Annotated in this window: 13 protein-coding genes; 6 read left to right on the plus strand and 7 right to left on the minus strand. The window is 67.4% G+C overall.

What is annotated here, in order from left to right:
• Nucleotides 1–25: 25 nt before the first annotated feature.
• Genes OHA70_RS09025 through OHA70_RS09035 form a run of 3 tightly spaced genes read right to left on the minus strand, consistent with a single transcriptional unit; the run spans nucleotide 26 to nucleotide 3,133 of the window.
• The gene (locus tag OHA70_RS09025; protein ID WP_328330545.1) at nucleotides 26–991 is read right to left on the minus strand and encodes an ABC transporter ATP-binding protein; all 966 of its coding nucleotides are present in this window, start codon (nucleotides 989–991) and stop codon (nucleotides 26–28) included.
• Between the two features lies 1 nt (nucleotide 992).
• Nucleotides 993–2,045 (minus strand): FecCD family ABC transporter permease, encoded by a 1,053-nt coding sequence (locus OHA70_RS09030; RefSeq protein ID WP_328330547.1) that lies wholly within the window; start codon nucleotides 2,043–2,045, stop codon nucleotides 993–995.
• The gene (locus OHA70_RS09035; protein WP_328330549.1) at nucleotides 2,045–3,133 is read right to left on the minus strand and encodes a FecCD family ABC transporter permease; all 1,089 of its coding nucleotides are present in this window, start codon (nucleotides 3,131–3,133) and stop codon (nucleotides 2,045–2,047) included. The genes OHA70_RS09030 and OHA70_RS09035 overlap by 1 nt, the downstream gene beginning before the upstream one ends.
• 120 nt (nucleotides 3,134–3,253) lie before the next feature.
• On the opposite strand from OHA70_RS09035, the gene OHA70_RS09040 reads away from it, so the two are divergent.
• Nucleotides 3,254–4,090, plus strand: a complete 837-nt coding sequence (locus OHA70_RS09040; protein WP_328330551.1) for a siderophore-interacting protein — start codon at nucleotides 3,254–3,256, stop codon at nucleotides 4,088–4,090.
• 110 nt (nucleotides 4,091–4,200) lie between these two features.
• Here the strand turns inward: OHA70_RS09040 and OHA70_RS09045 are convergent, their stop codons facing one another.
• Nucleotides 4,201–5,352: an alginate lyase family protein gene (locus tag OHA70_RS09045; RefSeq protein ID WP_328330553.1), complete on the minus strand. Its 1,152-nt coding sequence runs from the start codon at nucleotides 5,350–5,352 to the stop codon at nucleotides 4,201–4,203.
• A 237-nt stretch (nucleotides 5,353–5,589) separates the two neighbouring features.
• On the opposite strand from OHA70_RS09045, the gene OHA70_RS09050 reads away from it, so the two are divergent.
• Nucleotides 5,590–6,711 carry a glycoside hydrolase family 88 protein gene (locus OHA70_RS09050; RefSeq protein ID WP_328330555.1) on the plus strand — a complete coding sequence of 374 codons (1,122 nt, stop codon included), beginning with the start codon at nucleotides 5,590–5,592 and terminating at the stop codon, nucleotides 6,709–6,711.
• Here the strand turns inward: OHA70_RS09050 and OHA70_RS09055 are convergent.
• Entirely contained in the window at nucleotides 6,691–7,281 is a 591-nt protein-coding gene (locus tag OHA70_RS09055; protein WP_328330557.1) for a TetR/AcrR family transcriptional regulator, read from the minus strand. The genes OHA70_RS09050 and OHA70_RS09055 overlap by 21 nt on opposite strands.
• A gap of 98 nt (nucleotides 7,282–7,379) precedes the next feature.
• Between OHA70_RS09055 and OHA70_RS09060 the strand changes: the two genes are divergently transcribed.
• Together OHA70_RS09060 and OHA70_RS09065 are read left to right on the plus strand one after the other, a co-directional pair.
• Nucleotides 7,380–8,081 carry an SDR family oxidoreductase gene (locus OHA70_RS09060; protein ID WP_328330559.1) on the plus strand — a complete coding sequence of 234 codons (702 nt, stop codon included), beginning with the start codon at nucleotides 7,380–7,382 and terminating at the stop codon, nucleotides 8,079–8,081.
• Between the two features lie 85 nt (nucleotides 8,082–8,166).
• Nucleotides 8,167–9,300: an SAM-dependent methyltransferase gene (locus OHA70_RS09065; protein WP_328330561.1), complete on the plus strand. Its 1,134-nt coding sequence runs from the start codon at nucleotides 8,167–8,169 to the stop codon at nucleotides 9,298–9,300.
• Nucleotide 9,301: 1 nt separating this feature from the next.
• Here OHA70_RS09065 and OHA70_RS09070 read toward each other — a convergent pair whose 3' ends face one another.
• A complete protein-coding gene (locus tag OHA70_RS09070; RefSeq protein WP_328330563.1) occupies nucleotides 9,302–9,886 on the minus strand; it encodes a DJ-1/PfpI family protein in 585 nt (194 codons plus the stop codon).
• A 213-nt stretch (nucleotides 9,887–10,099) separates the two neighbouring features.
• Between OHA70_RS09070 and OHA70_RS09075 the strand changes: the two genes are divergently transcribed.
• The gene (locus OHA70_RS09075; protein ID WP_328330565.1) at nucleotides 10,100–12,169 is read left to right on the plus strand and encodes a sialate O-acetylesterase; all 2,070 of its coding nucleotides are present in this window, start codon (nucleotides 10,100–10,102) and stop codon (nucleotides 12,167–12,169) included.
• A gap of 51 nt (nucleotides 12,170–12,220) precedes the next feature.
• Here OHA70_RS09075 and OHA70_RS09080 read toward each other — a convergent pair whose 3' ends face one another.
• Nucleotides 12,221–12,847: a TetR/AcrR family transcriptional regulator gene (locus tag OHA70_RS09080; protein WP_328330567.1), complete on the minus strand. Its 627-nt coding sequence runs from the start codon at nucleotides 12,845–12,847 to the stop codon at nucleotides 12,221–12,223.
• Between the two features lie 86 nt (nucleotides 12,848–12,933).
• On the opposite strand from OHA70_RS09080, the gene OHA70_RS09085 reads away from it, so the two are divergent.
• Entirely contained in the window at nucleotides 12,934–13,737 is an 804-nt protein-coding gene (locus tag OHA70_RS09085; RefSeq protein WP_328330569.1) for an alpha/beta fold hydrolase, read from the plus strand.
• The last annotated feature ends 45 nt before the right edge of the window (nucleotides 13,738–13,782 follow it).

Genomic DNA, 13,782 nt, shown 5'->3' on the forward strand with positions numbered 1-13,782 from the left:
TTGACCGAGCTACCGGCGCCGGCGCCTAGCGGTTGGTCGGCCGGCAGATCCCGTTGGCGGCGGCGGAAGCGGCGAGCGCCTTGGCGGCCGGGTTCTCCGCGGCCGGGTTCTCCGCGGCCGCGACCTGCTCGTTGGCTGCGGGTTGATCGTTGACCGCGAGTTGATGGCCGGCCGAGGGTTGGTCGGTGCGCGTTGTGTGGCGGCCGATCGGGACGACCATCGGGGTGCCGGCGACCGGGTCAGGGATGACCTTGACGGCCAGGCCGAAGACGTCTTGGACGACCTGTTCAGTGATCACCTCGGCCGGGTTGCCTTCAGCAACGATTGCGCCGTCCTTCATCGCGATCAGGTGGTCGCCGAACCGGCAGGCCTGGTTGAGGTCGTGCAGGACGAGCACAATGGTCCGCTGGTCGCGCTTGTTCAGGTCGACGAGCAGATCCAGTACTTCGAACTGATGCGTCAGGTCGAGGAACGTGGTCGGCTCGTCGAGCAGCAGGATGTCGGTCTCCTGGGCGAGCGCCATCGCGATCCAGACTCGTTGCCGCTGGCCACCGGACAGTTCGTCGATCGGCCGGTCGGCGATCTCGAGGACGTCCGTCGAGGTCATCGCGGCGGCGATCGCCTCGTCGTCGCCCTTGGTCCACTGGCGAATCCAGCCCTGCCGGGGGTACCGGCCGCGGCCGACCAGGTCGGCGACGGTGATCCCCTCCGGCGCGGTCGGCGACTGCGGCAGCAACCCGAGCTTCAGCGCCACGGACCGGGTCGGGATCGACTGGATGCTCTTGCCGTCCAGCAGCACGGTGCCGCGGCTCGGCTTGAGCAGCCGGGCCAGCGTCTTCAGCAGGGTCGACTTGCCACACGCGTTCGCGCCGACGATCACGCTGATCTTGCCGGTCGGGATCCGTACCGAGAGGTCGTGGATGATCTCCCGGTGGTCGTAGCCGACGGCAAGGTTCTCCGCGGACAGACTGTGCTCCACGTGTGTCTCCATGTCAGCCACCACTTCCGATCCGGTTGGTCCGGGCCAAGAGGAACATCAGGTACGGCGCGCCGATCACCCCGGTGACGACACCGACCGGCAACTGGGTGTTCCCCAGTGCGTGCTGCGCGACGAGGTCGGACAGCGCCACCACGAGCGCGCCGAGCAACGCTGACGCGACCAGCGCCGGGCCCGGTGAACGGGTCAGCCAGCGAGCGATCGGCGGCGCGACGAAGGCGACGAAACCGATCGGTCCGGCCGCTGCCGTCGCGACCGCGGCCAGCAGGACAGCGACCACGATCAGCCCGAGCCGGGTGCGCTCGACCCGCAGCCCCAGCCCGTACGCCGTTTCGTCGCCGAGCTGGAGGATGCGCAGCCGGTGTACCAGGATCATCGTGATCGGCGCGGACAGTACGAGCATGATCGCCATCGTGCGGACGTGTGACCAGTCCCGCCCGTTCAGGCTGCCGGTCAGCCAGATCAGCGCCTGCTGGGCGATCTCGACCCTGGCCTTGGTCAGCAGGTACGACGTGACGCTGGTCGCCATCGCGCCGATCCCGATCCCGACCAGGATCAGCCGGTAGCTCGACACCCCTCGCCGCCAGGCGAGCAGGTACATGGTGAACGAGGTGATCAGCGCGCCGCAGATCGCGAAGCCGGCCACCGCCCAGCCGGTCAGGCTGAGGGTGACGATCGCGAAGACGGCGAACGCGCTGGCACCGTACGTGACGCCGATGATGTCCGGGCTGGCCAGCGGGTTGCGAGCGATGCTCTGGAAGATCGCGCCGGAGATGCCGAGCGCCGCCCCGACCAGGATCGCGGTCAGCGCGCGCGGCAGCCGGAGCCGGTTGACGATGAACTCGGTCGCCTTGTCGCCGCCGCCGAAGAGCGTCTTGACCACGTCGATGACGGGGATCTTGAAGTCGCCGAGCGACAGCGAGACGCAGAAGATGACGAACACGATGACGGCCAGCACGACAACCACGGCCAGGTTGCGGGCCTGCCGGACTGCCCGCGCCCGGGCGATGACCTGGGCGGGTGAGTGGTCCGCGGTGACGCTGGCCATCAGAGGTCCGCCAGCTTGCGGCGGCGTACCAGGGCGATGAAGAAGGGAGCGCCGATCACGGCGGTGACGATGCCGACCTGGAGCTCGCCGGGCTGGGCGACGACCCGGCCGATCACGTCCGAGCCGAGCAGCAGGATCGGGGCGAGCAGCATCGAGTACGGGAGGATCCAGCGGTAGTCCGGCCCGGTGACGAGGCGGGCCACGTGCGGGATGGTCAGGCCGATGAAACCGATCGGTCCCGCGGCGGCTGTTGCCGCGCCGCAGAGAAGTACGACGGTGATCGCGGTGAAGATCCGGGCCATGCCGACCCGCTGGCCGAGCGAGCGGGCCACGTCGTCGCCGAGCGAGAGGGCGTTCAGGACGCGGCCGGAGACCAGCGCCAGCACGATGCCGATCAGGATGAACGGCGCGACCTGGCCGGCGATGTCCGAGCCGCGGCCGGCCAGCGAACCGACTGCCCAGAACCGGAACTGGTCGAAGGTGTCGACGTCGCCGATCAGCAGCGCGGTCGTGAGCGAGCCGAGCATCGCGGTCAATGCCGCGCCAGCCAGCGCCAGCTTCACCGGGGTCGCGCCTTCTCGCCCGAGGGAGCCGAGGAGATAGACCGCCACGGAGGCGGCGGCCGCGCCAGCGAAGGCGAGCCAGACGTACGAAGTCAGCGAGGTCAGCCCGAACCAGTAGATGCCGGCGACCACGAAGAGGGCCGCGCCGCCGTTGACGCCGAGGATGCCCGGGTCGGCGAGCGGGTTGCGGGTCACGCCCTGCATCAGCGCGCCGGACAGGCCGAGCGCCGCGCCGACCATCAGCCCGATCGCGGTCCTGGGCACCCGCAACGAGCGGATGATCACGTGGTCGGTGTTGCCAGCGTCGTAGTGGCGCAGGGCGTCGATCACGGTCGACAGCGGGATCTGCTTCGAGCCGACGGCGATGCTGAGCAGCGAGACCAGTACCAGCAGCGCGACGCAGACGATCAAACCGATGATCAACGTCGTACGCCGGGCGCGCGGGCGCCGCTGACCGTCAGTCACCACACGGCCGGCAGAGACCGTGGCGGGGACGACCGTGTCGTTTGCTGCGGGCGGGGGCATTGGACTTTGGGATCCTCTTAGGTAAGGCTAACCTCTAGGTGCTTCACCATAACCCGGCTCGATCCCGGCCTGCACCTGAACCCCTGCTTTGTCACTACTTTCCCTGACGGAGACACTGGCATGACGACAGTGCTCGAGCGCCCGATCGACTTCAACGCGGTGCTGGCCACCGTGGCGGCTGTCGACGACCTCAGCCCGCACCTGCGCCGGGTGACCTTCGTGGCCCCGCGGATCGCCGACGTGGTCACGGCCGGCCCGGACCAGCGCATCAAGGTGCTGCTCTCCCCGCCCGACGGCGGCGAGCTGCGGCTGCCCGCCGGCGACAACTGGTACGCCGAATGGTGTGCGGAGCCCGTCGAGGAACGATTCATCATGCGCACGTACACCGTGCGCGCGCTCCGTCCCGAGGTGGCTGAGGTCGACATCGAGTTCGTGCTGCATGGGGTGAACGGGCCCGCGTCGGCTTGGGTCAGCTCGGCCTCCGTCGGCGCTGAGATCGGGCTGATCCTGCCGTTCGCTGTCGACACGACGAGCACCAAGGGCCTGCTGATGTCCGGCGTGGATTACGTGCCCCCGGCAACAAGCGTGAGTCGCGTCCTCGTCGCCGACGAAACCGCGTTGCCCGCCCTGGCCGGCATCCTCGAGCAGTTGCCCGCCGACGTACAGGCGACGGTCTTCGTCGAGGTCCCCGACATCCGCGATATCCGCCCGCTCCCGAGCCCCGGCCGCGTAGACATCACCTGGCTCCCCCACACCGGCGCCCCCGCCGACACCCTCAAGTCGTTGCCAGAGGCCCTGAAATCCGCCACCCTCCCCTTCGATGTCGACTACGCGTGGGTGGCCGGCGAATCCGCCATGATCAAACAAATCCGCCGCCACCTCGTCAACACCGTCGGCCTCCCCAAATCCGCCATCTCCTTCCAGGGCTACTGGAAACGCGGCGAACCGCAGATCTGACGCGCTCTCTCCCGCAATGCGACCTTGAACACCAAACGGCGACCTCGGACAGGTAACAACTTGTCCGAGGTCGCCGCTGGGTGTTCGAGGTAGCTACTCCTGACGGTGGGTCAGCTCGGGTTCTCCGCGTGAGTGAGGGTTTCCCAGGCTACGAAGAGGTCGTTGGTGCCGGCTGGGCGGCGCGACTCGGTCAACGCCTGGGTGTTCGCCATCGCGATGCCCAGGCGGGTGTGCAGAGCGTTGTAGCCGACCTCGGTGATCGGGCCGAGGCCGCGGTTGACGCTGCCACCGCAGAGCCAGGACGGTACTGCCTCGAGGTTGCGCTCCCAGCGGGACTGGAAGCCGAGGGCCTGACGCAGCCGCTCACCGAACTCGGGGTACAGGTCGATGCCCTGGATCCGGGACGTCTCCAGCACGTGCCCGATCGCGGAGATGCCGTACCCGGTGTGGACGAAGTCGCGGCAGGTCTCCTGGGTCAGCCCGGTGACGAAGGTGCCCTGGCCTTGCCAGTAGGCGACGATCTGGGCGCGGGTGGTGAGGTTCTGGCTCGGCTTGGTCTTCGGCAGCGCGCCGTCGGACTCCAGGTACACGAAGGCAGGCACCCGGACCCGGTACAGCGAGATCGCCTTGTCGTAGACGGTCTTGTCCTCGAGGAACACGCCGATGCCCTGGATCGCCTCGGTCATGCTCAACTCCCAGTTGCCGTTGGAGTTCGAGCCGTTGATGATCTCGGGCAGGTAGACGTTGCGCAGCATGGTGCCGAACCGGGCCGAGTTCGGCCAGTTGCCGTAGACGTGCTTGATGATCTCGGCGGCCTTCGGCCACGACGACGCCGACCAGGCGGTCTGCAGCGGCGCGTTGCTGTTGGTGTGGTCCTTGATCGTCGCCGACCAGGCGTCCATCAGCTGGATCGACTTCTGGGCATAGCGATCGTCACGGGTGATGTACCAGATCAGGGCGTCCGTGTACGCCGCGATCGCATCGCCGCGCTCGTCGCGGCAACCGATGTCGGGGTTGGAGTACGGTCCACACTCGACCACCGCGCGGGCCTTCGGCGCCCGGCTCAGCGAGCCGTAGGCGCTGTTCTTGGCCTGGTTGAACGCGTTCGTCCAGGGCTGCGCTCCGGCGTTCACCTTGGCGCGGACGAAATCGAGCTGGGCGGCGCTGACGCCGACACCGGGATGCGTGAAGGTCGCAGGCGCGAGCGGCGCCTGAATCGTCGCCTCGGCCTTCGAAGCCGCGACGGCCGGGCTGGTCAACATGCCGGCGACCAAAGCTGCGCATGCAGCGGCAAGCGCTGGAATAGCTAGTTTCTTTCGCATGGGCGGGTCCTTGCTTGTGGGGGCGGTGCTCTGCGGCTCCCCCCACTACCGCAGAGTCTTTTCGGAAGTTTGACGACAGAGGGTGAAGGCGTCAATATCCAAACCAGCACTAAGTTCACCCTGGAACAAAATTCTGATTTGTCCCATGAAATCTGGAACAAAGTGAGGTCTTGTCCCATGAAACGACGCCACTTCCTGAGCCTCGGAACCGCCGTCATGGCCGCCCCGGCACTACCCTCCGTCACCGCAACCGCTGCTACCGCCGCACCACCTTCGGACATCCTTCCGAGCCGTGCGCAGATCATCACCCTGGTCCGCCGGGTCGCCGATCAATGGATCGCCACCCACGCCGATTCCGGTGACAACGGCTGGGCCCGCGCGACCTTCTTCAGCGGCCTGATGGCCGCCTATCGGCTGACCAACGAGAAGCGCTATCTCGACTACACCCGCAGCTGGGCCGAGAAGCATTCCTACGGAATCATGGGCGGAGTCACCACCCGGCACGCCGACAACCACACGGCCATCCAGCCGTACCTGGATCTCTACGAAATAGAGCCCTCCGCCAACAAGTTGACCGCGGCAACGGACACCTTGAGCCGAATGGTTGCCAGCAGCAAGGTCGACGACTGGTGGTGGGACGACGCACTGCACATGGCGATGCCGCCATTCGCCCGGATCGGCAAGCTGCGTGGCGATCCGGCGTACTGGGCGAAGCTCTACCAGCTCTATCAGGACACCAAGACCAGGCGAGGTCTGTACGTCCCCTCGAGCGGACTCTGGTACCGCGACGACCGATTCCTGCCCGGCAAGATCGTCTCGCCGAACGGCAAGCCGGTGCTCTGGTCGCGTGGCAACGGCTGGGTCGCCGCCGGGCACGTGAAGACGCTGAAGGCATTGCCCGCGACCCAGGGAAATGTCGCCGAGTACCGCAGCACGCTGACGCAACTGGTGGGTGCGTTGAAGCCGATCCAGCGGACCGACGGATTCTGGAACGTCAATCTCGCCGACCCGCAACATCTGCCCGGCCCGGAGACCAGCGGCACGGCATTCTTCACCTACGCGACCGCATATGCGATCAAAACCGGTTTGGTGACAGCCAGTGGCTATCAATCGACCGCGGCCCGCGCCTGGAACGGAATGGTCGCGACCGCCGTCCATACCGACGGATTCCTCGGCTATGTCCAGAAGGTCGGCGACAGGCCGGAATCCAGCCAGCCGATCACCTACGACTCCACCGCCGACTTCGGCGTCGGCGGTTTCCTGCTCGCCGGCTCCGAACTAGCGGGCCTGGCTCGCTAGCTCCGGAGCCTTCACGCCGGCTGCATCGAGCAACGCGGCAGCCATCTTGATTCCGACGCCGTTGAGCGCCTGGGCCCGGACGACGGCCCGGGCGCTCGCGCCGTCGAAGGCCATCGTCAGCTGGACCGCCATCATCTCGGGGTCGTCGACTCCGGCGGCCACCAGCTCGCCGAGGAAGAAGTCGGTCAGCCGCTGCTTGAAGTGCCGCGCGACCACGCTGCCCGGATGCTCCGGGTTCTTCAACTCGACCGCCGTACTGACGAACGGGCACCCGTAGAAGTCGCCGCTGCCGGTCTGCCGGTCCAGCTTCTCGAAGACCGCGAGGATCCGCTCGCGCGGGGTCGACCCGTCCTCGGCCCCCGGCTCCAGCGCGTGCTGGTATCCCGGCCCGACGCTGGCCAGGCTCTCGGCGATCAACTCGTCCTTCGAGCGGAACAGCTGGTACATCGACTTCTTCGAGACGCCGGCCGCCTTGCAGAGCGCGTCCACGCCGATGTTGACGCCGTCTCGGTAGAAGAGTTCGCCCGCCGCGTCCAGCAGCCGCTCGCGGGGTGTCGCCTGGGTGTTCATGAGATCGAGCGTACCGGCTGGATTTGCGTTTGGAAACCGATCGGTTTAGAGTGTGGAAACAGATCGGTTTCCATCCTTCTCTCCCCAGGAGTTCTGACATGACCACCCTCGAAGGCGCCGTCGTTCTCGTCACCGGCGGCCAGCGCGGTATCGGCAAGGCACTCGTCGACGACCTGCTCACCCGCGGCGTCAAGAAGGTCTACGCCACCGCCCGTACGCCGAAGCCGAGCACCGACCCGCGCGTCGTCCCGCTGCCGCTGGAGATCACCGACCAGGCCTCGATCGACGCCCTGCTGCCGCAGGTCCAGGACGTCACCGTGCTGATCAACAATGCCGGCGGCAGCTCACCGGACACCTACCTGGACGTGCCGTTCGAGGCGCTCCGGGAAATCTTCGAGATCAACTTCTTCGGCCCGCTGAACCTGACCCGCGCCCTCGTCCCGGTGATCGAGCGCAACGGCGGCGGCCACATCGTCAACGCGCACTCGGCCCTGTCCTGGGTCGCGCGTCACGGCGCGTACTCCGCCACCAAGGCCGCCCTCTGGCTGGCGACCAACTCCCTGCGGCTCGAGGTGCTGAACCGCGGCATCAACGTGACCGGCCTGCACATGGGCTACACCGAGACCGACATGACGACCGCCGTGACCGACCCGAAGGGCAACCCGGCCGACGTCGCCAAGGCAGCCCTCGACGGCATCGAGACCGACGCGCACGAAGTACTGGCCGATGACACCGCCCGCTGGGCCAAGGCCGCAGTGGCCGGCGACCTCGCCGACGTCTACGCCGAGCTCAAGAAGTAGCCGATCTCAGAGATGACCCAGTAAGAGCACTCGGCGACACGCGCTCGGCATCTTTTCGTAGCCTTCTTGCGTAAAATGGCTGGGGATGATTGATGTCGTTGCGGTGACGCGTCCCGAGGACGTCGTGGTGGACTTCCTCTCCGTTCTCGATCCAGGCTCCGGCCGCGAGGTGCATCTGGTCATCGCCGACCGTGGCGCCTATCTGAAGCTGCCGGCGGGAGTCCCGCTCGCCGGCCGTCTGGCGCCACTGGCCGACCTGCTGCAGACGTCCGGCGAGGGCGCGAAGCCGTTCTCGCCGGGCAGCGCCGCCGACGCGATCGCACTCGAGACCGGCGACGTCGCGGCGACTGTCTGGACGCACTCCCCCGCCGACACCCGGTCAAGCCGTGGGCGGTGGGCGCTCGATCTGGCTTCCGCGGTACGGCGTGCGCCGGTGCGGCATGCGGTGGGCGACGGCCATTGGTTCCAGTGGAAGTCCGATCTCGACGTACGGCTCGAGCGGCCGCTCATCGACGCCAAGCTCGACTTCGTCAACACGCATTGCGCCGACCTGCTCCTCTTGGATGAGGCGGACGAGAACGCCTTGTTGACGCGTCGGATCCACGCGGTCGAGCGGTTCTTCGACGCGGACGCCGACGAGCGCGCCCGGTTGTTCGCGTTGATGGGCAGCATGAGTTCGGACGCGGCGATCGTGCCGGATCCGTGGGAGTTCGCGACTTCGGCGTACGAGCTCGAGCGACTGGACGCGACGGCCTCCTGGGTTCGCCAGCACCTCGATCCCGCCGCCGGCCAGGTCATCGAGGTAGGCGCCTGCGAAGGCGCGCTGACGCGACGTCTCCTGGCCGACGGCTACTCCGTCGAGGCGACCGAGCCCAACCCGATCTTCCTTGCCCGCCTGCACGAAAACGTCGAGGGCGACGTCCGCATCCACCCGCACAGCTTCGAGCAGCTGACGACAACGCGGCGGCTGACAGGTTCGGCGTACCTGCTGATCGAGATGCTGTACTACGGCCAGGACCTGACCCTGCTCGACCGCTTCCCCACCGACCGCCTGTTCGTATCGATGGACCCCGACGTCCTGGCCCAGCAGGTCTGGCCGCCCGCATGGTCAGTGGAACAAGAGCTCACCCTCGCGGCACCACGGGTCGAGACGGTCGTCAACGGACGCGCCTACCTCCGCAAACGAGGCAGCCGCGGAATCCTCTTACGCAGAAGGTGATTCAGCTCTTGTACACGTCCCGGACCCGGGCGTACTCCATCGTCGCCGCGATACCGTCGGCCACCTCGAGCGAGATTTCACGCTCGACGATGTGCAGGGCCAGGTCGATGCCGGCCGTGATGCCGCCGGCGGTGATGAGGTTGCCGTCGTCGACCACTCGGTCTTGTTTGACGTCGGCGCCGAAGGTTTCGAGTTCGTGCCAGGCGCCGCGGTTGGTGGTGGCGGGGCGGCCTTTTACCAGGCCGGCCTCGGCTAGGAGCATCGAGCCGGTACAGACGGAGGCGATCCACTGGGTGTGTGGCGCGACCTCGGCGATCCTTGGGGCCAGTACAGCGCGTTGGGCCCAGGAGCCGCGGTCGGCGCGGTTCATCCAGCCGCCGCCGGGAACGAAGAGGGCGTCGGGGGTGCCGAGTCCTTCTGGTGCCTTGAACTGCAGGCCGTGGAGGCCGGTGATCTCGGCGGGGCCGTCGAGGCCGACCAGTGCCAGCTCGAATTCGGGCCGGCGGGAGGCGTGGCTCCAGACCTCGAACGGGCCCATCACGTCCATCTCGTCCACACCGTCGAAGACCAGGAGCTCGATTCGCATGGGACCACCTCATCGCGACCGCCACCCCGGCGGAAGTGGCTCGATAGACATCGTTCGCTAGATTCCAGCCACCAGGTTCGAACGCCTCCGCACAGAAAGTGGTAGTCACAACCGCTGGGCGCAGGGATCGGACCGCTGGGCGCAGAAAGCTCGCACGAAGGGTGATCGACCCGCTACCCATGGTGGAGACATCCCGCCCATGGAGGTCCGCCCATGCCTCGACGCGTCAACGCCGGCTCGATCGTCACCATCGCCACCACCCTGATCGCCACCACTGCCACCCTGCAGGCGGTGGTCGCACCGGCAGCCGCGACCTTCTCCGGGCAAGCGGCCGCAACCAGCTGCGACACCGCCGCGGTGGGGTTCACGCCGGTCCTGCAACTGGACATCCCACAGCAGGCCGGCTGGCTCAACGAGACCCCGCCGTACAGCCTCGACCGGACCGCCGAGATCGGCCCGAACTTCGACCGGGTCGGGTACTGCGTAGAGCTGAACGGGCCGGACGGACCGCAATGGGTATGGACGGCGATGGAGCCCTTCTCCACCGAGGCGCGACGGATCGGCCTGGCGACGAGGCCTGGTGAACTCGTCCGGCAGCGGGTCAGCGACCTCGACGTCCAGTCCAACGTGCCGAGCGTGACGAGCGGGACCGGCCAGACCGGCTACCTGGAGATGTGGCCGAACCAGTACCAGGAGAGCGCCAGCACACAGGTGTCGAACGCATCGCCGATCACCTTCGACGTCGATGACAACCCGACCTCGCCGCTCGGCTACGGCTCGTTCCAGGTCGCGCAGATCGGCCCCACCCGGCCGTCGAACCTGGCTGCCAAGCAGGTCTTCGCGATCAACACGTTCACCGAGTCGGACAACAGCACGCTGTCCCTCGGCATCGGCACCAACGCTGCAGGCCAGCCGGACTGGACCTTCGCCAACAACGCGAACCGCTACTCCCAACGCAGGTTCACCGCCTACGTCCGTACTGCGGTAGTCGCACTCAGCGAGTCGCCGCAGGACCGGCAGCTGATCCCCCGCGACGCCAAGGGCGGCTCGACGGTACCGGTAGCCGGGCGGGTCACCGACCCCCGAGTACGCCGGGTGCAGCTGCGGGTGAGCAGCAAGGGCCACACCGACACATATAGCTCGACTGGGAGCACCTTCCGCTTCACCCCGAGGATCAAGGCCGGCCTGCAGGAGTACAGCTTCGAGGTACGCGCCACTGGTCCAGGACTCGACCGGGTAGTGGCTCGCCGCGACAGCGTGGTGTCCGGCGACGTCTACGTGGTGCAGGGGCAGTCGAACTCGGAGGCGGCGAAGTACAACGGCGCAGCCAACGTGGAGGAGTCGCCGTATTTGCGTAGCTACGGCTCACCGACCTCGGACGCCAGCATCTCCGGGGCTGACCGGGTCTGGCACTACGCGACCGGCGACGTGACCAACCAGTCCGGCTCGATCGGGCAGTGGGCGATCCGGATGGGCCGGCGCATCGTCGACACCTACAAGGTGCCGGTGGCGCTCATCAACGGAGCACACGGCGGCCAGCCGATCAGCTTCTTCCAGCGCAACGACGCGAACCCCGATGACGTGAACACCAACTACGGGAGGCTTCGGCAGCGACTGACCGGCGCCGGCGTGATCGGCCAGGTCCGGGGTGTGCTCTGGTACCAGGGCGAGTCGGACAACGACAACGCTCCGGTGCATGTCGCTGGGTTCACCGCATTGCTGCAGGACTGGCGGTCCGACTTCGGGACGGCTGCTCGATACTACGTCTACCAAGTGCGCACCTCGCCTTGCGGCAACACGACTGCGATGAGTTTGCGTGAAGCTCAGCGGGAGCTTGGCGACACCGCCGGGGTCACAGTGCTCTCCACCAATGGGTTGTCGGGGCATGACGGGTGCCACTACGCGTACCTGGGCGGGTATCGCGACATGGGCGACCACACGTTCGCAGTGCTGGCCAGGGATCTTTACGGTGGGCCGACTGTTGGGGTGGCACCGCCTAACCCTTCCCGCGTTAGTGCTAGCGGGTCGCAACTCGTAGTACAGCTTCGGTCGACTGATGCGCTGGCTGTTGATGCTGGTGTGGCTGCTGACTTCCGGGTGGATGGTGCTGCGGTCAGCATCACTTCGGTCGCCTACGAGGCGGGCGGCAAGCTCGTGGTCACTCTGACCGGGCCGGCGGCGGGTGTGACCGCTCTGACTTACCAGGGGCACAACGGTGCGGGGCCCTGGATCACCAATGCCACTGGGACCGGGCTGCTCGCCTTCACGTTGCCGGTCACCTAGAAGCCGGGCGCGGTCGGTGCCCTCCGCCCCGAGGCATTGGCCGCGCCAGTACTACTTCGCCTTGTATGCCGCGAGGAACGCCTCGACGCCCGCCTCGGCGAAGTGGGCGAGCTCCTCGGGTGAGTTGGCATCCATCCGGCCGAAGAACATCACCCGGTTGCTCGGGATCCACAGCAGCAGACCGGCCAGGTGGTTGGCGGCGATCGTCGGGTCCTTGATGCTGAGCAGGCCGCGCTCAGCGAGCCTGGCCAGGCAGTCGGCAAGCGTCGGGAGCACGCGGCCGAAGCCACGGTTCCAGTACTCCTCGCCGAGGTCGGGGAAGCGGACCGCCTCGGCGATCACCAGCCGGCGCATCTGCTGGACCGACTCGGTCATGATCCCGCCGACGAAGGCGTCCGCGAGCCGGCGTACGGCTTGGTCGATGTCGTCGGCCTCGGCGACCTCGCGGCCGATCTCGGCGAACGGGTCCTCGACCCGGTCGCTGATCGCGACGATCAGGGCCCGGAACAGGTGTTCCTTGTCGGCGAACTGCTTGTAGACGGTCTGCTTCGACACCGACGCGGTGGCCGCGACCTGGTCCATGCTCGCGCCGACGTAGCCGTTCTCCAGGAACGCCTCGAGCGCGGCGTCCAGGATCTGCTCACGCTTGAGCGCCGCGCGAGTGGTGAGTTCTGCCATCGGTCGTCTCCTTTCGCCAGTACTAGACAGTACCGTACTCGTTTGGGTACGGTACGGTTCAGTACTCAAATCGTGAGGGGAATCCGATGTCCACAGTTCGTTTGTCCGACGGCACCGAGCTCGGCTACTCGCAGGTGGGCTCCGGCCCGGCCGTGATCCTGGTCGACGGCGCCACCGCCTTCCGCGCCTTCAACCCGACCTCGGGCCAGATCGCCGAGTTGCTGTCCGGCTCGTTCACCGTCTACACCTACGACCGCCGCGGCCGGGGCGAGAGCGGCTGGAACGACGCCTCGACCACGCCCGTCGACGACGAGCTCGCCGATCTCGCCGCGATCATCGACGCGGCCGGCGGATCCGCCGCTGTCTGGGGCATCTCTTCGGGCGGGATCCTTGCCCTGGAGGCCGCCCGCGCCGGCCTGCCGATCACCAAGCTGGCCGTCTACGAGCCGCCGTTCATCGTCTCCGACGTCCGCCCGCCGCTGCCGGACGACTACGTCGCGCAGCTGCAGACCGCGGTCGCCGAGGGCCGCCGGGACGACGCCGCGAAGATCTTCCTGACCAAGGCGGTCGGCATGCCCGAGGAGTACCTCGGCGGCATCACCGAGAGCCCGTTCTGGCCGACCATGCTGGAGATCGCGCACACCATCGCCAACGACGGCGCCATCGTCGGCAAGACGATGTCAGGCGACCCCTCCACGCTCGACCGGTACGCCGGGATCGCGGTGGAGACCTTGGTCGCGTACGGGGACGCCACCGACGCCTCCATCATCGAGGGCGACCAGTTGCTCGCCAAGGTGCTGCCGACCGCGACTCTCGAAGTACTGCCCGGTCAGACCCACGACGTCGCCGCCGACGTGATCGCCCCCGTGCTGCAACGGTTCTTCAGCTGAGTCGTTCGTTCGGAGGAGATTCGCCTTTGACGCAACCTGCTGGGG

Origin of the sequence: Kribbella sp. NBC_00382 (assembly GCF_036067295.1) — a bacterium.
Classification (GTDB): Bacteria; Actinomycetota; Actinomycetes; order Propionibacteriales; family Kribbellaceae; genus Kribbella.